Here is a 20,256-nt window from a genome sequence, read left to right on the forward strand (position 1 = left end):
TGGTAAAAAAGGGGACGGAGGGGATTAAGTCGTTTTTGGCCACCAGCGGCCAAAAACGACTTAATCCCCTCCGTCCCCTTTTCTGCGTTGCTGGAGCAGGGGGTGCAGGAATACGGCACCGACGATCAGTGCAACGCCCAGATAGAACCATCCGGCCACTTCGTGCTGCTCGCGCAGCAGTACCACCGCCAGCACCACCGCGTAAACCGGTTCCAGGTTGGTCACCAACTGTACGGTGTAGGCGCTGAGGTGGCGCAGCGCGACCAGTGCCAGGGCGAACGGCAGCAACGTGCACGCACCGGCCAGGACCAGCAGCAGCACGCCGTCATGCAGGTCCGGGACGACCCACAACGGGCTGGCCAGGGCAGGCAGCACGTAGGGCATCACGGGCGCCAGCAGGGTCAGGGTCATCGTGCCGGCACCGAGTTCCAGCGCGGTCACCGTCAGCGGGTCGGCGTGGCTGACCATGCGCTTGTTGAGCGAGCCGAACAGGGCCACCAGCAAGGCCGACAACGCGCCGATCAGCACGCCCAGCCGCATGCCTTCGGGAACCCCGCCGACCACCAGCGCAACGCCGGGCAGCACGGCGATGCCGAACAGCAGCTCGCGCAGCTGGAAGGGACGCTTGGCCACCCACGGTTCGATGATCGAAGTGAATACCGGTGCCAGCGCGATGCAGGTCGCCGCCACCGATGCGTTGGCCAGCTTGACTGCCCCGTAGAATGTCAGCCAGTGCAGGGCTACCAGTGCGCCGATGCCGGAATAGCCGACGACGCGGCGCAGTGGCAAGGTGCGAAGGCCGCGCCACACCCGTGGCAGCAGCGCCAGCATCACCACCACCAGCAGCATGCGCCACCACACCAGTGGCAGCGCAGGCAGGGTGATCAGTTTGCCGAGGATGGCGGTGATGCCCCATAGCAGCACGCAGAAGTGGATCTGGAAGAGTGCGGTGCGGGTTTCGGGGCGGCTCATCGACCTATTGTGAGGCAAGCGTGCACCGACGGCGATGGGTCAGGCCGGGTCGCAGCGTTGCTGCAGGGCCATCGCCGCCTCGGGATTGCGCACCTTCGCTGCGCCAATGCACAGCAGGTACACCGCACGTGGGCAGGCGGGTGCTGGCGGCGCAAGCAATGGCAGGTCGTCGACCGGTTTCCCTTGCGACCATGCCCGCGCGCGCGCCGCCCAGCGCTGTTGGAGGGGGACGGGCAGGCCAGCGGCCAGATGAGCCTGGCTGCGCTTGATCCGCGCGTAGACGAAATCAGCGGTGACATCGCCATGCAGCAGCGCCTCGCTGCTGTCTTCGATGACCAGCGCGACATTGTGCCTGCGCGCGACCTCGACCATTGCTTCGCTCCAGGCGGCAGGGTTGCGCACCTCCAGCGCGTGCTGCAATGGGATGCCCTCCAGCGTCGTCGGAAGCTCTTCGAGGAAGGCCGAGAACGCGATGGCATCGGCGGGGTGGCGGGGATCGAACTGCCACAACAGCGGGCCCAGCCGGTTGCCCAGCCCGAGTGCGGCCTGCAGGAACGTCCGTGCTTCCTTCGCCATGCCGGACAGGTCGCGGCGCTGCACCAGGTAGCGCGGCGCCTTCATCGAGAAGACGAAGCCGTCCGGCGTCTGCGCCGCCCAACGTGCGCACTGGACGGCCGTGGGCGTGCGGTAGAAGGTTCCGTTGATCTCGATGCAGCGCAGCCTGCTGCTGGCATATGCCAGCTCTTCGCGCTGCGGCATTCCCTGGGGATAGAACGCGCCGCCACGCCACTGCGGGAACACCCAGCCGCCGATTCCACAGCGGATCGGCCCGGGCATGGTCTTGTTTCCCATCGCACCCTCTCCTATGGCACGGGTCAGGCTGCCGCCAGCGCCGTTACCATCATGAGAAATCCCGGCGGCCGTCTGCAGGGTTCCGCCACGTTAGCCCGGAGCATATATCGATGAAGAACTGGATTGGGGGCGCCATGCTGTTGGCCAGCGCAACGATGGCGAGCGCGGCGTCGCCGCCGCCATTGCAGGATATGGATGCAACAGTGGAGCGGGTGCGTGAGCGCTTCGACGTGCCGGGCATTGCCGTGGCCATCGTCAAGGATGGCGAAGTCGTGCTGGAACGCGGCTGGGGCGTGCGCGAGCTGGGTCGGGCCGACCCTGTACAGGCTGACACGCTGTTTGCGATCGCGTCCAATACCAAGGCCTTCACCGCCACGGCACTGAACCTGCTCGCCGAGGATGGCAAGCTGGACATGGACGACAAGGTGGTCAACCACCTGCCGTCGTTCCGCATGTCCGATCCGTTCGTAACCGGACAGATGACCCTGCGCGACCTGCTGTCGCATCGCAGTGGCCTCAGCCTGGGAGCCGGCGACCTGCTGTTCTGGCCCACCACCAGCTACAGCAATGCCGAGGTCGTGCAGCGGCTGGGCAGGGTGCCATTGAAGGGGGGCTTCCGCGAACGTTATGCCTACGACAACATCCTGTATGCCGTCGCCCAGCAGGTGATCGAGAACGTCTCCGGGCTCTCCTACCAGGAATTCCTGCAGCAGCGCATCTTCGACAAAGTGGGCATGGGCGGCACGCGCTACAACGCCGACCACCTTCGCGCTGGCGACCATGCGGCGGTCGGCCATGCGAAGTTCGATTTCAAGGACCTGCGCACGGTGGCACCATTGACCTGGTCGAACAATGCCGGTGCCGGCGGAATCTACTCCAGCGTGCATGACATGGCGCGCTGGATGCAGGTGCAGCTGGAGCAGGGCAAGCTGGCCGATGGCGGTACGTTGTTCAGCGCGAAGAGCCAGCAGCAGATGTGGCAGATGCTCACGCCGCAGGTGGTGCCCGAACCCTCGGTGCCGGAACTGGCGCCGGCGCGTCCCAACTTTGCCGGCTATGGCGAAGGCTGGAGCCTGAGCGATTACCGTGGGCATCGGCTGGTCTGGCACACCGGCGGCTGGCCCGGCATGGTGTCCCGGGTGACGCTGGTGCCGGGCGAGAACCTGGGTGTGGTGGTGTTGACCAACCAGGAGGCAGGCGGAGCCTTCAATGCGATCACCATGAGCGTGCTGGATGCCTACCTGGGAGGCGACGCACATGATTGGGTGGACGCCTATGGCAAGGCCATGGACAAGGGGCGCAGCAAGGCCGATGCCGCATGGGCGAAGCACCAGCAGGCGCGGGCCGCGCGTTCGACACCGTCGTTGCCGTTGCAGGGTTACGCTGGAAGCTATCGCGATCGCTGGTATGGCGACATGCGCATCACAGGTAGCGGCAAGGCCCTGCGCCTGCAGTTCGACAGGACCGCGCAACTGGTGGGCACGCTGGAGCATTGGCAGCACGACACCTTCATCGTGCGCTGGGATGATCGTTCGCTCAATGCGGATGCCTTCGTGAACTTCAGCCTGGATCCTGATGGCAAGGTACGCGACGTACGCATGCAGCCGATTTCGGATCTCACCGACTTCAGCTTCGACTTCCAGGACCTGCTGTTCGTGCCGCAAGGCTGATCGCTTCCGCCGAGCATGGCTCGGCGCTACCGGGGCCGGCACTTCGTGCTGTTGCTGCCGCAGGGCTGGGCCATGCCGGTGCACGCGAGGCGTGGACAGCATGTCCACGCGTGCACGCGCGCAGTGGGATAATCCCCCGGTTATCCCGCTGTGAGCGACTGCAATGTTCCGCTGGTTCGAAGCCCTTATCCCGGTGTTCCCGCCGGTGGACAAGCGCACGCCGCCCCGCAGCGTGGCGGCGTTCTATCTGTTCTACCTGCGGCCGGTATGGCCGGTACTGCTGGCCACGCTGGTCGCCGGGTTGCTTCTGGCGCTGGTGGAAGTAGCGATGTTCGACTTCCTCGGCCGCATCGTGGACATGGTCGCCGAGCAGCCCGGCGCGGGCTTCTTCCAGCGCCATGCCCGTGACCTGGCATGGATGCTGGTCATCTGCGTGGTGGCAAGGCCGGTGCTGGTCGGCCTGCACAACCTGTTGGTCAACCAGGCCATCGTGCCGGGCCTGAGCAACCGCTCGCGCTGGCTGATGCACAACTACGTGGTTCGGCAGAGCCTGACCTTCTTCCAGAACGATTTCGCTGGCAGCGTCGCCAACCGGGTCATGCAGACCGGCACCTCGCTGCGTGAATCCGCGGTGCAGATGGTGGATTCGCTCTGGTACATCGTGGTCTACACCGGAACCGCGCTGTTCCTGTTCGCGCAGGCCGATTGGCGGCTGATGGTGCCGCTGGTGCTGTGGCTGCTGGCCTATGCGGTGATCATGGTGTATTTCGTGCCGCGCGCGAAGCAGCGGGCGTGGATCGCTTCCGAAGCCCGGTCCAAGGCCATGGGGCGCATCGTCGACGGCTACACCAACATCCCGACGCTGAAGCTGTTCGCCCATGGCGGGCACGAACAGGCCTACGTGGCCGAGGCGATCGAGGAACTGGCGGTCAAGCATCGGCGGCAGACCCGGGTCACCAGCGGCATGGACCTGACCATCGCCATCGTCAACGGTTTCCTGATCGCCGGAACCTGCGGGCTGGCGCTGTGGCTGTGGAACGGTGGACATATCACCGTCGGCGCCATCACGTTGGCCACCGGCCTGGTGATCCGCATCCACAACATGTCCGGTTGGATCATGTGGACCATCAACGGCATCTTCGAGGACATCGGCACGGTGCAGGATGGCATGACGACCATCTCCCAGCCGTTGACCGTGCAGGATCGCGACGATGCCGTGCCGTTGCGCGTGACCGCCGGCGGCGTGCACTTCCAGGACATCCATTTCCACTACGGCAAGCGCGGTGGCGTGATTTCCGGGTTGGACCTGCAGGTGCGGCCGGGCGAGAAGATCGGCCTGGTCGGGCCGTCCGGCGCGGGCAAGTCGACCTTGGTCAACGTGCTGCTGCGCCTGTACGACCTGGAAAGCGGGCGCATCCTCGTCGACGGGCAGGACATCGCAGCGGTCACCCAGGAGAGCCTGCGCGGCCAGATCGGCGTGGTGACCCAGGACACCTCGCTGCTGCATCGTTCGATCCGCGACAACCTGCTGTACGGGCGCCCCGGGGCCAGCGAAGAAGAAGTACGCGCGGCAGTGGCCAAGGCGCGGGCCGATGGCTTCATCGGCAGCCTGGTGGACGCCCAGGGGCGGCAGGGCTACGACGCGCTGGTCGGCGAACGCGGGGTGAAGCTGTCAGGTGGACAACGCCAGCGCATCGCCATCGCGCGGGTGCTGTTGAAGGATGCGCCGATCCTGGTGCTGGACGAAGCGACCTCGGCGCTGGATTCCGAAGTGGAAGCTGCCATCCAGGACAACCTGGACGAACTGATGGGCGGCAAGACGGTGATTGCCATCGCGCACCGGTTGTCGACCATCGCGCGCATGGACAGGCTGGTGGTGATGGACCAGGGACGCATCGTGGAAACGGGTACGCACGCCGAGCTGGTCGCTGCCGGGGGCCTGTATGCGCGGCTGTGGGCGCGGCAGACAGGTGGGTTCGTCGCCGCGGAGGGGTGAGGTCCTGTAGCGCCGGGCCACGCCCGGCGTCCCGCATCCCGCGCGGGTCGGTGCAGTAGCCGCCGGGCGTGGCCCGGCGCTACAGCAGCCGGCGGCCCGTTATTCGATCGGCTGGTCCAGCATCAGCTGGCGTGCGAAGCGCACCGGTGGCGCGCCGTAGGACAGCATCTGGTCGTGGTAGGTCTTCAGGTTGAAGGTGTCGCCCAGCTTTTCCTCGGCCGCCTTGCGGGTGTCGAAGTGTTCCTGCGCCCCGACGAAGTAGGTGGGCAGCTGGGCGGACGTCAGCTGCGCACGCACCCACTTGCCCGATGCTTCGCTTTCCTGCTGGAACGCATCGTGGGTCATCAGCTGCATGGCCTGCTCACGCGTCCAGTTGTCCACGTGCACGCCCTGGTCCAGGATCGCATTGGAAATGGTGCGCAGGTAGAACTTCAGCTGCACGAGGTGGAACAGTGGATCGTTGTCCAGGTAACCCTGCTCCTGCATCATCCGCTCGGTATAGACCGCCCAGCCTTCGGCGAACAGTCCCGAACGCAGCACGGCGCGCAGGGTGGAGGGGAACTTGCCCGAGTGCCAGCCTTCCAGGTAGTGGCCAGGAGTGCCTTCATGGATGCTCAGCAGGTGGATCATGCGCGAGTTGTATTCGCGCAGGAACGAGTCGACCTGCTTGTCGCTCCAGTCTTCCGGGATCGGCGAGACGGCGTAGAAGGTCTTCAGGTTCTTGTCCAAGGGGCCGGGAGAGTCGCAGTAGGCCACGGCCACGCCGCGCTGGAACTCCGGCATCAGGATGATGTCCACCGGGGCGTCCGGCAGGGTCATCAGGTCGTGCTCGCGCACGAACGCGGTGGACTGGTCCAACGCTGCCTTGGCATCGTCCACCACTTTGTCGCGCGCCGGCTTCTCTGCATAGGCCAGTTCAAGTGCCGCCTCGATCGCCTTCTGCTGCTGTTCGTCGCTGGGGCTGGCCGGCATCGCGGGCGCGCCTGGCTTGTCCTTCAGCACGACCTGCGCGATGCCGTACATGTCCTGGCGCACGCGCTTGAGTTCAGCCCGGGCGCGCTCGCCGATCTCCTGCCGCGACAGCGAGGAGTTCAGCGCGAACTTCAGCTTCTGGTCGTACAGGTCCGCGCCGATGCGGAACTCGCCCTTGGCGTTCGGCACCAGGGTCTTGTCCAGCCACTGCTGCTGGTCGTCCACGGCCTTGCGCAGGCCGTCGATGGCAGCCTGCAGGCGTTGCTGGTCGGCCTGCGGAAGCTCGCCAACATGCGGGGTGATGAACGTATCGACGATGCTCAGGATGCCGCGGTTCTGCTTGGCCACCGTCTCTGCATGGATCTTCGGCACGCGTGCCGGGTCCAGGTTTTCGCGGGCCTGGGCGAAGATCGTGGGGATCTTCTCCATGCGCGCGGTAGCCGACTTCAGGCGGTCGGGCAGCGGGGCGAACTCGCGGGCCATCAGGCCATAGAGCGCACTGCCGGCCAGGCCGTTGTACAACTGCGGATCCCACTTCGCCGACTGCAGGACCTCGGCGTTCCAGATGTCCGACTGCAACTGGTTACGCAGGATCGCCGCATCCACCTGGTTCTCGCGGCCAAGGCTGGCGACCTCGACCTTGTCCAGGTCGGCGAGCAGGCCCTTGTAGGCGGCCAACGTCTTCTGCTGTCCCGCTGCGCTGAGGTCGTCGATGTCGCTGTCGAAACGGTGGTCGCCGATCTGGGTGGCGCCGACCGGGGACAGTTGCATCCAGGTGTCCAGCGCGCGCCTGGAAAGATCGGCGAAGGCCGCATCTGCAGTTGCATCACCGGCCTGGGTGCTGGCTGGGGTCCCTGCGGTCCCATTGGCGGAGGGGGTGTCGGCCTGTTGGCAGCCACCCAGGGCGGCGATCAGGGCGAGGGCGAGAAGATGCTGGCGCATCGGCAATCCTGTCAGAGGAACGATCCCCAAGCATAGGGCGCAGCCGATACCCTGTCTGCGTGCCAAAGGATTACCCGGGAAGCGGGTGCTGCAGCCTGGCCCGTTCCGCCATCAAGGCAAGGCAGCGCGGCATGGCCGCGCTACCACGGCAGCATCAGCCTTCGTCGGTCTCGAATTCGACGAATACGTCCAGCTCCAATGCGAGTTCCTGCACCGCGTCGCGGATCTTCTGCGCAGTGTTTTCATTGCCGACTTCCACTTCCAGCTCATGGATGCCCGGGCCGATGTCATCGGACAGCCCCGCGGAACTGGAATCTTCATCGTCCATATGCGGCATCAGATCGTCTGTTTCCTCGATGTGCTCGATGCCTTCCACGCCTTGCAGCAGGTCGCTGATCGCACGGGCGTCGTCCTCGGTTCCGGTGATTCGCAGTCGCAGCATGGGCATGGCGGCATCCAGGTAGGGGCAGGACTGCAGCCTAGCCAGCGGCGGGCAAAGGGCGGGTGACGGCAGCACGGGGCGGTACGATCAGCCGGTGCCCGGCGGATTGCCCGGCAGCGCCGGTATCGGCGTGGCTTCGTCCCGCGCCTCGTGCAGCAGCCAGTCCATGAACGCATGTGCGGCATGCCCGGGTGCCTGCGACTCGCTGTAGACCACGTAGTAGGCATAGCGTGCCTTCAACCGTGGCCCCGGCAGGCGCACGACTTCGTGACGCTGCAGGTATGGCTGGGCGATATGGGTGCGCGCAAGCACCGCTCCCATGCCATACACCGCCGCGCGCATGGCATCGGTACTGTCGGCGAAGGTATGCATGGGTGGCAGCGCGGCAGGCACGCGGACCCCTGCATGCCGGAACCAGTCGCGCCAGCCTTGTGGCGAAAGATCGCTGAGCAGTGGCAGATCGACGATGCCGGCCGCGTCGGCCAGTCCGTGCACGCCAGGCAACGCGGGCGATGCGACCGGGAACAGGTCGTCGTCCATCAGGTGCCGCGCGTGCAGGCCCGGCCACTGGCCCAGGCCATAACGGATGCCCAGCTCCGGACCGTTGTCATCGAAGCGGTCCAGGCCATGGCCTGTGTGCAGCTGGATATGCACATGCGGATGCGCACGGGTGAAGCGCGGCAGGCGTGGCACCAGCCAGCAGTACGACAGCGAACGCAGGGTGGTGACCCGCAACTGTACGCTGTCGGCGCGAGGCTGCAGGTGGGCGGCCACCGTTGCCACGTCCGCCAGTGCGGCGCTGGCCGCGTCGGCCAGTTGGCGGCCTTCGGCGGTGAGTCGCACGCCGCGGGCGTGGCGCAGGAACAACTGCGTCCCCAGTTGTTCTTCCAGGCGACGGACATGGTGGCTGACCGCGCTGGCGGTCACGTGAAGTTCCTGTGCGGCAGCGGTGAAATTCTGGTGGCGTGCGGCCACCGCGAAGACACCCAGTGCCGGCAGCAGGGAAGGGCGGAGCAGCATGGTAAGCCTCAAAGCAGATTTGTGGCTGGCAGCGATACTACGCGCTTGTGCGTCCCGCGTGGCGGGAAGATGCTGGGTGCCCGGAAACAGCAGGAGCGTGGTGATGATGGTGGCCTGGCAGCAAGCAAGGACAGTGGCATGAGCGCGGTACCACAGGCGGTCGCGCGTGATTGGCGCACGCCGCTGGAACTGACCCTGCTGGGGGCGATCTGGGGCTGTTCGTTCCTGTTCATGCGCGTGGCGGTGCCTTCGTTCGGCCCGTATGCGCTGGTGGAGGTGCGGCTGGTGCTGGGAGCGTTGGTGCTGCTGCCGTTCCTGTGGCAGTCGCGCAGTCAGTTCCCGGCGCGCCGGTGGCTGTGGCTGGCGCCGATCGGCCTGATCAACTCGGCGCTGCCGTTCGTATTGTTCGCTTGGGCGGCCGAGCGTGCCCCCGCGGCGATCGGGGCGATCTGCAATGCCATGACGGTACTGTTCGCCGCGCTCATCGCGTTCCTGTTCTTCGGCGAAAAGATCGGCGTACGGCGCGCGCTGGCCCTGCTGGTCGGATTCAGCGGCGTGGTGGTGCTGGCGACGGCCAAGGTGGCGGGACTGAGCATCGGCGCGGCGGTGGTTGCCGGCGCGCTGGCGTCGCTGTTGTATGGGCTTGGCGTGAACCTGGTCAAGCGCCACATGACCGGCCTGCCGCCAGCGGCGGCCGCCGCCGCGACGCTGGGCTGCGCATCATTGTGGATGTTGCCGATGGCGCTGACGCATTGGCCACAGGCATCGGTGCCTGGTGCCGCATGGGCCTGCGCGGTGGCACTGGGCGTGGTCTGTACCGGCCTGGCGTTCCTGATGTTCTACCGGCTGATCGGACGCATCGGGCCATCGCGGGCATCCACGGTGACCTATCTGGTGCCCTTGTTCGGTGCGGCGTTCGCGTGGTTGTTCATCGGTGAGCCGGTGACGCTGCAGATGCTGCTGGCCGGGGCGCTGATCCTGGGCAGCGTGGCGGTCAGCCAGCGCAGTTGAGCGGCAGGGTGCCAGCCACTGGCCGGCACCCCCGTCATGCCGGGCTCATCGCACCGGCACCGGGATGTTGCACAGGTCGATGTGCCCGGCTGGTCGCTTGTAGAAGTCATCGACGCGGTTGCGTCGCGCTTCCACCGTCGCCGCGAAGGTCTTCGAATCGGTGCGCAGCACCTGGATCGGCGTGCGTTCGGTTTCGGCCACGTCGCTGGCACGGCGGATGGCGGTGATCGGCGTACGCTGGCCCGGGTCTGCATAGAAGCCCATCGGTGCCGGGCCACGCGGCAGTGCACTGAGCAGTTCCATGCCCTTCAGCACGCGTCCCACCAGGGTGATGTTGCGATCCAGCTGGCGTGGCGACTGCCCGGTCACCACGTACAGCTCGGCACCCACGCTGCTGTCTTCCTCGTTGTTGCGCCCCGCGCCCACGGCGCCGTAGCAATGTGCCAGCCAGGTCCGGCCTGCCTTGTCATCCTGGCCGACGGCGAAGCCATCGCTGAATCCGGTGCGCGCTGCCCAGCCATCCGGATCGGGCAGCAGGCTCACTGGCAGGCCGCTGCTGGCACGCTCGAATTCTGCCGGCAGCCTGCGATCGGCAGAACCCAGTGGCCTGGCCTTGGCGGCATCATCGGCGTCCGCGTCGCCGAACTGCACCACGAAGTTGTCCTGCGCCCGGTAGATGCTGGTGCCATCCCAGAAATGTTCGTGCGCGAAGGTCTGGATGTTGGCGACATGGCGCGGCGCGAAGCGGGGGGCCAGTTCGATGATCACCCGGCCCGCCGGCAGGTCCATGTACAGCAGGTTGGCTGGATCCGGCGTGCGCCAGTCGTTGTCCGGCGCCGCGTCGAGGATCTGCTGGGGGCTGCGGTAAGGCGTGGCCGCCAGGGCAAGGCCGGGCAGCAGGCAGGCCAGGGCGAGGGCGGGCAGGGCGAGGCGACGGTCCATGGAAAGCCTTCGTATGAGTGGAATCCGATTCTGTGCGAACAGGCGCGAGGCCGCCAGCGGGCACAGTGACCAATGACACATCCACTAGGGTGAGGTTCGTACTAGTGTTCACTTCAACGTAGTGGAGATGCCGCCATGGCCGACGAATCGATCCAGCTGAAGAAGTTCCAGAAGGAGCTCAGCGCCGGCACGGTTTCGCTGGCCCTGCTGGCGGTGCTGGCGCGGGCCGCCGACCCGCTGTATGGCTACCTGATCGCCAAGGAACTGGAGCGGGTAGGCGAGGGGGTGCTGAGTGGCAAGCAGAGCGCGCTGTATCCGGTGCTGCGCAACCTGGAAGCTGCCGGCCTGCTGGAAAGCCATGTGGAGCCTTCGACCAGCGGCCCACCACGACGCTATTACCGCATCAATGACCACGGGCGTGTCGTGCTGGGGCAATGGACCCAGGCCTGGCGCGCCACCCGCGATTCCGTCGATTCCGTCCTGGAAGGGGTACTGCAATGAATACCGAGCACACGGCAGGCGCCGGCCTGCCGACCACCATCGCGCAGTATCTGGCACAGCTGCGCAGCGCGTTGCACGACGCTGATCCGGCCATGGTGCAGGATGCCCTGTATGACGCCGAGGAATACCTGCGTTCGGAGCTGGCCGCACAGCCGGGCCGCAGCGAAGCCGCGGTGATCGCCGACGTGGCCGGCAGCTACGGCGCGCCGGAAGAAGTGGCCGATATCTACCGCGAAACCGAGGTGACGGTCAGCCGCGCGCTGCGCACGCCGACCACATCGGTGGGACCACGGGCGCAGGTTCCTGCCGGCACCGTGGCGGCCGCTGCAGCCGTCGATCCGGCCAGCAGCAGCGCCACCGCGCCGCCACCGACCGTGCCGCCCGTCGCACCGCGTTCGTTGGCATCGCGCTTCTTCGGCGTGGCGGTGGATCCGCATACCTATGGTGCGTTGTTCTACATGCTGCTGTCGCTGGCCACCGGCACGTTCTTCTTTACCTGGGTGGTCACCGGCCTGTCGCTGTCGCTGAGCCTGATGATCCTGATCATCGGCATTCCGCTGGCGGTGCTGTTCTTCGGTTCGGTACGTGGGCTGTCGTTGCTGGAAGGGCGGCTGGTGGAAGCATTGCTGGGCGAACGCATGCCGCGCCGTCCCCGCTATGCCGATCGCAGCCGCAGTTGGCTGCAGCGCATCGGTGACATGTTCACCGATGGCCGTACCTGGCTGACCCTGCTGTATTTCGTGCTGATGCTGCCGCTGGGGATCGTGTATTTCACCATCGCCACGACACTGTTGATGTTGTCGCTGGGATTCATCTGGTCGCCGGTAGCCGCGCTGTTTTCCGGCATCAACCCGGGGTTGACCATCCAGTTCCCGGGGATGGACCTGGGAGCCTGGGTCACCCCGCTGCTGGCGGTGCTGGGCGTGCTGCTGCTGTTCGGCACGTTGCACCTGGCGCGTGGCATCGGTCGCCTGCACGGCAGGATGGCCAAGCACCTGCTGGTGCGGCTGTAGGCTCCACGGCAGTGCCGGTAGCGCGGTAGCGCCGAGCCATGCTCGGCGAGCGCGCAGCGCGGCCTGTGTCAGCCGCGATGACGCCGGATCGACAAGCCGCCGAGCATGGCTATGCCGGACCTCCTGAGCAGCATCCTTCGGGCCGCCGCAAGCGACGTTGGCAGCGGCTCCTGCCGCGGCCTTCGGCGCTACCGGGGCCGGTTGTCAGCCGGCCTTGCGCCGCAGCGGCGTGACGTTGCTCTTCTTCCTGGTCTTCGCCGCCGGTGCCTCGGCGTTGGCGGCGAAGAAATCGCGCACTTTCGGGTACACCACTTCGCGCCAGCGGCGACCACTGAAGATGCCGTAATGGCCGGCGCCTTCCACGATGAAGTGCTCGCGGCGCGCGGCCGGGATGCCACTGCACAGCGATTGCGCCGCTTCGGTCTGGCCGAGGCCGGCGATATCGTCCAGTTCGCCTTCGATGCTCAGCAGCGCGGTATCGCGGATGGCCGACGGATCGACCTTCTCGCCGTTGATCGACCACTCACCGCGGGGCAGCAGGAAATCCTGGAACACCACGCCGATGGTATCCAGGTAGTACCTGGCGGGCATGTCCAGTACGGCGTTGTACTCGTCGTAGAAGCGACGATGCGCATCGGCGTCTTCCAGGTCGCCCTTGACCAGGTCGGCGTAGAAATCCCAGTGCGAACTGAAGTGCCGGCTGGGATTCATCGACAGGAAACCCGCGTGCTGCAGGAAGCCCGGATAGACCCGGCGCCCGGCGCCCGGGTAGCCCGGCGGCACCGTGTGGATGACATTGTTCTCGAACCATGACAACGGGTTCTGGGTGGCCAGGTTGTTCACTGCGGTCGGGCTGCAGCGGGCATCGATCGGTCCACCCATCATCACCAGCGAGCGCGGCGTCGGCTCGCCGCGGCTGGCCATCAGCGAGACGGCGGCCAGCACCGGCACCGTAGGCTGGCACACGCTCACCACGTGCAGCCGCTCTACGCCGAGGTGGCGGATGAACTCCTGGATGTACTGGACGTAATCATCCAGCCCGAAATCGCCTTCGCTGGCCGGGACCATGCGCGCGTCCACCCAGTCGGTGACATACACCCGGTGGTCGCGCAGCAGCGTACGCACCGTGTCACGCAGCAGGGTGGCGTGGTGCCCGGACAACGGCGCCACCACCAGCACGAACGGCTGGTTGAGCATGGTATGCAACTGGTCCGCTTCATTGCTGTGGCGCTTGAAGCGCAGCAGCTTGCAGAATGGCTTGCTGACCTCTTCGTGCACCACGATCGGCACGCGCTCGCCGTCCACGTCGATTTCGTTGATGCCCCACTCGGGTTTCTCGTAGTCCTTGCCGAGGCGGTGGAACAGCTCGTTGACCGCTGCAAGGCGATCAGCGCCGGGCATCTGCGACCACCAGTGGCTGGAATTGGTGAAGAAGTGAGCGTTGGCCTGCGCCTGATGCACCCAGGGGGCGAGCAGGTTGCGGGTCAGTTCGTGCAGTTGATAGAGCATGACGAACCAATATGTATGGTCATATGTTGCCGCGCAGCATAACCCATTCGGAACCCGGCAGGTTCCAATTTGTCACAATTGCCCTGTTCAGCTTCGAGAAAGACTCGGGCCCGGTTCAGCTCTTCTCCAGTGCCGAAGCCTCGCCTGCCAACTCGCCGCCAAGCCAGCAGTGCGACCCTATCGGCAGCAGGCCGTGCTTGCCCAGCTCGCGCCGGTACCAGCGCGCCGGCCGTGCCTGGAAACCTTCGTGGTCGCCGTCGAAGGCATCTTCGGCGGTGAAGGTCTCCAGGAACGCCGTGCCGCCGGTGAGCTCGGCGACGCCGGCCAGTCCTGCGCGCAGCTCACGGTCCGGTACGTAATGCATCACGTCCGAACACACCAGCAGGTCGACCGGCGCGCAGGGGCGCAGCCATGCGAAATCGCCGAAGGAGGCCGGATGCAGGTTGCGCGTGCGTCCGTAACGGCGCACAGCGTACTCGCTGCTGTCGAAGCCAAGGTATTGGACTTTCGGACGCAGCTTGAGCAGTGGTGCACGCCAGGCGCCCTCGCCGCAACCGATGTCCAGCACGCTGCGGATCGGTCGTTCCAGATAATGCTCGGCGGTGGCCACGGCCAGGGCGACCTTCCGCGCCAGGCGTGCGCTGCCGCCGATATCGGCTCGGCGGTACCAGTGCTGGAAATAAGCGGCGTCGTAGGTCTTGTCCATGTACGTGGCTCTGTGCATCGGTGAAAATGGTGCCCATCCTACGCCAGCCGCTGGAGCGAGCACATGCAGTCTTACTTCTGGGTCAAGACCTTCCACCTGGTGTTCGTGGTGGCCTGGATGGCGACGGTTTTCTACCTGCCGCGCATCCTGGTCAACATCGCCGAGACGGCGGGGCAGCCGGCGGTCAGTGAACGCCTGCAGCTGATGGGGCTGCGCCTGTACCGCTTCGGCCACTCGATGTTCGGCCTGGCGTTCGCGCTCGGGCTGGTGCTGTGGCTGGGTTACAAGGTGATCCCTGATTTCCCCACCATGGTCGCTCCGGGCGCGGCCGGGTGGCTGCACGCCAAGCTGGGCCTGGTTGTGGTGCTGCTGGCGTATTTCATCTGGATCGGACGGATGTTGAAGGGCGTGGCCAAGGGCCGCGCGCTGCCTTCTTCGCGTGCGCTGCGCTGGATCAACGAGATTCCGCTGCTGGCTTTCATCCCGATCGTCTGGCTGGTGCTGGCCAAGCCGTTCTGAAGGTAGTGACGGGCCGTGCCCGTCAGCACGTCAAGGCAGCGGGTCATGGACCCGCTCTACCGGTAGTGACGGGCCATGCCCGTCAACACGGCAATCAGGGCAGGGATCCGTTCGACAGGTAGCGCCGGGCCATGCCCGGCGAGCGCGCAGCGCGGCCTGCGTCGGGTGTAACGGCGCCGGATCGAAGTGCCGCCGAACATGGCTCGGCGCTACCAAGGCGCATCGCGGTGCCTGATGGAACAGCCGCCGAGCATGGCTATGCCGGTCGTCATGACCAGCACCCTTCGGCGCTACCGGGGCCGCGCGTTACGCGGCCTCGTAGGTGCCGTAGCTGCGTAGGCGCGCGTAACGCCGGTCCAGCAGTTCGTTGCTGGGCAGCGCCTGCAGCGCATCCAGTTCATTCAGCAGCACCGCCTTCAGGCGCTTGGCCATCTGCGTGGGATTGCGGTGCGCGCCACCGGTCGGCTCGCGCACCACCTTGTCCACCAGTCCCAGGCCCTTCAGGCGTGGGGCGGTGAGGCCCAACTGCTCGGCGGCATCCTTTGCCTTGCCGGCATCCTTCCACAGGATGGAGGCGCAGCCTTCCGGGCTGATGGTCGAATACACGCTGTATTCCAGCATGATGGTGCGATCACCCACGCCCAGCGCCAGCGCGCCGCCGGAGCCGCCTTCGCCGATCACCGTGCAGATCACCGGCACCTTCAGCTCGGCCATCTCCATCAGGTTGCGTGCGATGGCCTCGGACTGGCCGCGTGATTCGGCATCGATGCCCGGCCATGCGCCGGCGGTATCGATCAGGGTCAGCACGGGCAGGCCGAAGCGCTCGGCCATCTTCATCAGGCGCAGCGCCTTGCGGTAGCCCTCGGGCTTGGGCATGCCGAAGTTGCGCTTGATCTTTTCCTTGGTATCCCGGCCCTTCTGATGGCCGATCACCATCATCGGGCGACCGTCGATACGGGCCAGGCCGCCGATGATCGCCTTGTCGTCGGCGAACGCGCGGTCGCCGGCCAGTTCCTGGAATTCGTCGCAGATCAGCCGCAGGTAATCCTGGGTGTAGGGACGCGAGGGGTGGCGCGCCAGCTGCAGCACCTGCCACGACGTCAGGTTGCGGAAGATCTGCGCGGTGCGCAGGCGCAGCTTGTCCTGCAGGGCGTGAACTTCGGCTTCGACGTTGACCGCCGGTCCGGCACTGGCGCTGCGCAATTCCTGGATCTTGGCTTCCAGGTCGGCGATGGGTTGCTCGAAGTCGAGGTAGTTCGGATTCATCGGAAACCGTCGTGTAAAGAAGAGGGGAAGTTTATCCCAAGGCGCATGGATGCCCCGTACGCCCGGGTCTGGTACTGGTTACGGTAGCGCCGGGCCCGTGGGCTGCCAACGCTTTTCGGCTCAGCTGGCCCAGGGGGGGCTGTAGCGCACCTTCAAGGTGCGGATGGCGGGGTCGGCGCGCAGGGCTTCAATCAGCTTGGAATCGATGCGCACCGCGCTCTCGCCAGCGACGTCGAGCATGCCGGCCACGGCACCGTCCTCGCCCTTCAGCAACAGGTCCAGGCGCAGCGGCGTGCGGCCGGGTCGGTGGCGATCGAGCAGGGCATTGACGCGCTCCCACACCGGACGGTCACGCCGCAGGTCCAGGCGCAGCGACAGCCGCGTAGCGTAGTTCGCGCAGACTTCGTCGAAGTCCCAGCATTGGCGGATGCGCAGCGCGAAGCCGCCGTTGAACTCGTCTTCGCGCAGCCCGCCCTTGACCACGAGGATGCGGTCCTTGGTCATCAGGTGGCCGAACTCGGCCATGGTGTCGGAGAACGCACTGCACTCGACGCGTCCACGCCCGTCTTCCAGCTGGATGAAGATCTGGCTCTCGCCCTTGCGGCGCACGCCGACCACCTGCCCGGCCAGCACGGCCTGTACCTCGGGACGCCAACGCTTCTCGCCGCCGCCGCCGTTGCTGTTGGCCGCCCAGATGCGCTCCACCGCGCCCAGGTCGTTGCCGACCAGGTCATGCACGTCTTCGCGATGCGGATCGAAGGGATGCCCGCTGAGGTAGAAGCCCAGCGTGTCACGCTCGCCGGTGAGCCGTTGCAGCAATGGCCACTCATCGGTTTCCTGCAGTTCCAGGTGGATGGCCGGTGCGTCCGGGTCCGGGCCGCCGAACAGCGAGTTCTGTCCGGATGCCCGTTCGCGCGCCATCTGCTCGGTGGCCTTGACCACTTCCGGCAGTTGCAGCATCAGCGAAGCACGGTTGCGTCCCAGTTCATCCAGTGCGCCGCAGTTGATCATCGCCTCCAGCGTGCGCCGGTTGAGCTTGGCCGAGCCGATGCGGGTGCAGAAATCCAGCAGGTCGGTGTAATGCCCCTTCTGCAGGCGCTCGTCGACCACCGCTTCGCATGCGCCTTGGCCAACGCCCTTGATCGCGCCAAGGCCATACTGGATGGTGTCCGGGCTGGCGGCTTCGAACATGTACGCCGACTGGTTCACCTTCGGCGGCAGCACGGTCAGGCCAAGGTTGCGTACTTCGTCGAGGAAGCCGACCACCTTTTCGGTGTTGTCCATGTCCGAGGACAGCGTGGCCGCCATGAACTCGGCCGGATAATGGCGCTTGAGCCAGGCGGTCTGGTAACTGACCAGCGCGTAGGCGGCGGCGTGCGATTTGTTGAAGCCGTAGCCGGCGAACTTCTCCATCAGGTCGAAGATCGCATCGGCCTTCGCTTCCCCGACGCCGTCCTTGGCGGCGCCTTCGCGGAATATTTCACGATGCTTGGCCATTTCGGCCGGCACTTTCTTGCCCATCGCACGGCGCAGCAGGTCGGCGCCGCCCAGCGAGTAACCGCCGACGATCTGCGCCATCTGCATGACCTGCTCCTGGTACACCATGATGCCGTAGGTGTCGCGCAGGATGCGTTCGGTACGCGGATCGGGATACTCCACGTCCTCGCGCCCGTGCTTGCGGTCGACGAAGGAGGGGATCAGGTCCATCGGGCCGGGACGGTACAGCGATACCAGCGCGATGAGGTCTTCGAAGCGATCGGGCTTGGCGTCCTTCAGCAACCGGCGCATGCCGGAGGATTCGAACTGGAACACCGCGCCGGTGTTGCCCGAAGCGAAGATGTCCTTGTAGGTTGGCGCATCATCCAGCGGCAGCGCCGCGATATCCACCGGTGGGATGCCGGCACGCTCGTGGCGCTGGTTGATCGCCTTCACCGCCCAGTCGATGATGGTCAGCGTGCGCAGGCCGAGGAAGTCGAACTTCACCAGGCCGACTTCTTCCACGTCGTTCTTGTCGAACTGGGTGACCGGGTTGCGGCCGATGCCGTTTTCATCGTGTTCGGCGAACAGCGGGCAGAACTCCGCCAAAGGCTCGGGGGCGATGACCACGCCACCGGCGTGCTTGCCGGCGTTGCGGGTCAGGTCTTCCAGCTGCCGCGCCAGGTCGATCAGGTCGCGGACATCGTCCTCGCTCTGGTAGCGCTGGATCAGCTCGGGCGAGGCCATCTCGCTGTCCTTGCCTTCGCCCATCGCGTCCTTCAGCGAAATGCCGAGGATGTTCGGGATCAGCTTGGCCACGCCATCGACCAGTCCGTACGGGAAGCCGAGCACGCGGCCACAGTCGCGCACCACTGCCTTGGCCGCCATGGTGCCGTAGGTGATGATCTGGCTGACCCGCTCGCGGCCGTACTTGCGCGCCACGTAGTCGATGACTTCGTCGCGACGGTCCATGCAGAAGTCGATGTCGAAGTCGGGCATCGACACGCGTTCCGGGTTGAGGAAGCGCTCGAACAGCAGGTTGTACGGCAGGGGATCGAGGTCGGTGATCTGCAACGCCCAGGCCACCAGCGAACCGGCACCGGAACCGCGGCCGGGGCCGATCGGGATGCCCTGGTTCTTGCCCCACTGGATGAAGTCGGCCACGATCAGGAAGTAACCGGGGAAGCCCATCTTGATGATGGTGTCCAGTTCGAATTCCAGCCGATCGCTGTAGTCCTGCGCGGTCATGCCCGCGGCCAGCGGGTTCTTTTCCAGGCGGGCAGCCAGGCCCTTGCGCGATTCGCTGCGGATCCAGCTGTCCAGCGTCTCGTCGTCGGGTACTGGATAGTTGGGCAGGAAATAGGTGCCCAGCCGCATCTCGATGTTGCAGCGTTCGGCCAGCGCCCGCGTGTTGTCGATGGCGTCGGGGATGTCGGCGAACAACGCGCACATCTCCTCGGCCGATTTCAGGTATTGCTGGTCGCTGTAATCGCGCGGACGCTTTGGGTCGTCCAGCACGCGGCCGGAGGCAATGCAGACGCGCGCCTCGTGCGCGCTGAAATCGGTCGGCGACAGGAACCGCACGTCGTTGCTGGCGATCACCGGCAGGCCGCGCTGGCCTGCAGCCATCAGGGCGAACTGGTTGAAGGCTTCCTCGCCGTCGCGCCCGGTACGGGTGAGCTCCAGGTGCAGGCCATCGCCAAACACGCGTTGCCAGTCCGCCAATTGCTGTTCGGCCAGGTCGTGCTTGCCTGCGGCGGCCAGCCGTCCGGCCAGGCTTTCCCGCCCACTCAGTGCGAACAGGTTGTGGCAACTGGCCTTCAGCCATTCCGGATGCACGGCCACGCCGCCTTCGGGCCGATGGCCTTCCATCCACGCCCGGGTCAGCAGTCGCGACAGGCTGAGGTAGCCTTCGCGGTCGCGGCACAACAGGGTCATCCGCCAGGGATCCTGGCCTTCCTCGGCGATCATCACGTCAGCGCCGGCGATCGGCTTGATCCCCACGCCTTCGGCGGCCTTGTAGAACTTGACCAGCGCGAACAGGTTGTTGAGGTCGGTCACGGCCAGCGCGGGCAGGCCCAGTTCCACCGAACGCGAGAGCAGGTTGGCCTGTTTGGCTTTTTTCGGGTCGGCCTGGTCCGGCTTCGCCGGCACACGGATGGTGGAATCCGCCAGCGAGAATTCGGTGTGGACGTGGAGATGGACGAAGCGGGAGTTGGACATGCCGGACCAGGTTGGAGCGCGTCGGCCCCGGGCGCGGACGTAGGAACGGCCGCCGGGGTCACGGGTGCGCAGGAATGCCCGCTCAGGGTAGCGGCGGGGGGCGGTGCGGACAAGGCTTGACTGTCACGCTGCGCGTGGGCTTCGAAGCCGAAGCAACGTCAACGTCTACAACTGCATTGCTGTGGGTTGGCGGGGCGGGGTGGGTTTGCGGGGGACGGCAAGGA

15 protein-coding genes and 1 pseudogene are annotated in these 20,256 nt (G+C 66.1%); 6 read left to right on the forward strand and 10 right to left on the reverse strand.

Going from position 1 to position 20,256, the window contains the following annotated elements; genetic code table 11:
- Window positions 1–60 precede the first annotated feature (60 nt).
- A complete protein-coding gene (locus tag H4O11_RS11000; RefSeq protein ID WP_182339476.1) occupies window positions 61–972 on the reverse strand; it encodes a DMT family transporter in 912 nt (303 codons plus the stop codon).
- A gap of 39 nt (window positions 973–1,011) precedes the next feature.
- A complete protein-coding gene (locus tag H4O11_RS11005; protein WP_246333433.1) occupies window positions 1,012–1,824 on the reverse strand; it encodes a DUF72 domain-containing protein in 813 nt (270 codons plus the stop codon).
- 110 nt (window positions 1,825–1,934) lie between these two features.
- Between H4O11_RS11005 and H4O11_RS11010 the strand changes: the two genes are divergently transcribed.
- Both H4O11_RS11010 and smrA read left to right on the forward strand, forming a co-directional pair.
- Window positions 1,935–3,494 carry a serine hydrolase gene (locus tag H4O11_RS11010; RefSeq protein WP_182339477.1) on the forward strand — a complete coding sequence of 520 codons (1,560 nt, stop codon included), beginning with the start codon at window positions 1,935–1,937 and terminating at the stop codon, window positions 3,492–3,494.
- Between the two features lie 163 nt (window positions 3,495–3,657).
- The gene (gene smrA / locus H4O11_RS11015; RefSeq protein WP_182339478.1) at window positions 3,658–5,490 is read left to right on the forward strand and encodes a multidrug efflux ABC transporter SmrA; all 1,833 of its coding nucleotides are present in this window, start codon (window positions 3,658–3,660) and stop codon (window positions 5,488–5,490) included.
- A gap of 99 nt (window positions 5,491–5,589) precedes the next feature.
- Here smrA and H4O11_RS11020 read toward each other — a convergent pair whose 3' ends face one another.
- The 3 genes from H4O11_RS11020 to H4O11_RS11030 all read right to left on the reverse strand — a co-directional run bounded on the left by H4O11_RS11020 (window position 5,590) and on the right by H4O11_RS11030 (window position 8,866).
- The gene (locus H4O11_RS11020; RefSeq protein ID WP_182339480.1) at window positions 5,590–7,404 is read right to left on the reverse strand and encodes a DUF885 domain-containing protein; all 1,815 of its coding nucleotides are present in this window, start codon (window positions 7,402–7,404) and stop codon (window positions 5,590–5,592) included.
- 154 nt (window positions 7,405–7,558) lie between these two features.
- On the reverse strand, window positions 7,559–7,852 hold the full coding sequence (locus H4O11_RS11025; protein ID WP_182339481.1) for a hypothetical protein: 294 nt from the start codon (window positions 7,850–7,852) through the stop codon (window positions 7,559–7,561).
- Window positions 7,853–7,933: 81 nt separating this feature from the next.
- Window positions 7,934–8,866 (reverse strand): LysR substrate-binding domain-containing protein, encoded by a 933-nt coding sequence (locus H4O11_RS11030; RefSeq protein WP_182339482.1) that lies wholly within the window; start codon window positions 8,864–8,866, stop codon window positions 7,934–7,936.
- 138 nt (window positions 8,867–9,004) lie between these two features.
- Here H4O11_RS11030 and H4O11_RS11035 point away from each other — a divergent pair, with 138 nt between their 5' ends.
- Complete coding sequence (locus tag H4O11_RS11035; RefSeq protein ID WP_182339483.1) at window positions 9,005–9,877, forward strand: DMT family transporter; 873 nt, start codon at window positions 9,005–9,007, stop codon at window positions 9,875–9,877.
- Window positions 9,878–9,922: 45 nt separating this feature from the next.
- Here the strand turns inward: H4O11_RS11035 and H4O11_RS11040 are convergent, their stop codons facing one another.
- Window positions 9,923–10,819: a peptidylprolyl isomerase gene (locus H4O11_RS11040; RefSeq protein WP_182339484.1), complete on the reverse strand. Its 897-nt coding sequence runs from the start codon at window positions 10,817–10,819 to the stop codon at window positions 9,923–9,925.
- 135 nt (window positions 10,820–10,954) lie between these two features.
- On the opposite strand from H4O11_RS11040, the gene H4O11_RS11045 reads away from it, so the two are divergent.
- Both H4O11_RS11045 and H4O11_RS19570 read left to right on the forward strand, forming a co-directional pair.
- A complete protein-coding gene (locus tag H4O11_RS11045; RefSeq protein WP_182339486.1) occupies window positions 10,955–11,320 on the forward strand; it encodes a PadR family transcriptional regulator in 366 nt (121 codons plus the stop codon).
- Between the two features lie 377 nt (window positions 11,321–11,697).
- Window positions 11,698–12,333, forward strand: a pseudogene (locus H4O11_RS19570) (sensor domain-containing protein); the annotation flags it as partial.
- A gap of 204 nt (window positions 12,334–12,537) precedes the next feature.
- Here H4O11_RS19570 and H4O11_RS11055 read toward each other — a convergent pair.
- Window positions 12,538–13,842 carry a polyhydroxyalkanoate depolymerase gene (locus H4O11_RS11055; RefSeq protein WP_182339488.1) on the reverse strand — a complete coding sequence of 435 codons (1,305 nt, stop codon included), beginning with the start codon at window positions 13,840–13,842 and terminating at the stop codon, window positions 12,538–12,540.
- Window positions 13,843–13,957: 115 nt separating this feature from the next.
- Window positions 13,958–14,548 (reverse strand): class I SAM-dependent DNA methyltransferase, encoded by a 591-nt coding sequence (locus H4O11_RS11060; protein ID WP_182339490.1) that lies wholly within the window; start codon window positions 14,546–14,548, stop codon window positions 13,958–13,960.
- 63 nt (window positions 14,549–14,611) lie between these two features.
- Here H4O11_RS11060 and H4O11_RS11065 point away from each other — a divergent pair, with 63 nt between their 5' ends.
- Window positions 14,612–15,067: a CopD family protein gene (locus tag H4O11_RS11065; protein WP_182339491.1), complete on the forward strand. Its 456-nt coding sequence runs from the start codon at window positions 14,612–14,614 to the stop codon at window positions 15,065–15,067.
- A gap of 306 nt (window positions 15,068–15,373) precedes the next feature.
- Here H4O11_RS11065 and H4O11_RS11070 read toward each other — a convergent pair whose 3' ends face one another.
- Both H4O11_RS11070 and dnaE read right to left on the reverse strand, forming a co-directional pair.
- Entirely contained in the window at window positions 15,374–16,333 is a 960-nt protein-coding gene (locus H4O11_RS11070) for an acetyl-CoA carboxylase carboxyltransferase subunit alpha (protein WP_182339493.1), read from the reverse strand.
- 120 nt (window positions 16,334–16,453) lie between these two features.
- Window positions 16,454–20,032 carry a DNA polymerase III subunit alpha gene (gene dnaE, locus H4O11_RS11075; protein ID WP_182339494.1) on the reverse strand — a complete coding sequence of 1,193 codons (3,579 nt, stop codon included), beginning with the start codon at window positions 20,030–20,032 and terminating at the stop codon, window positions 16,454–16,456.
- Window positions 20,033–20,256 lie beyond the last annotated feature (224 nt).

It is taken from the genome of Stenotrophomonas tumulicola (assembly GCF_014117215.1).
In the GTDB taxonomy this organism is placed as follows: domain Bacteria; phylum Pseudomonadota; class Gammaproteobacteria; order Xanthomonadales; family Xanthomonadaceae; genus Stenotrophomonas; species Stenotrophomonas tumulicola.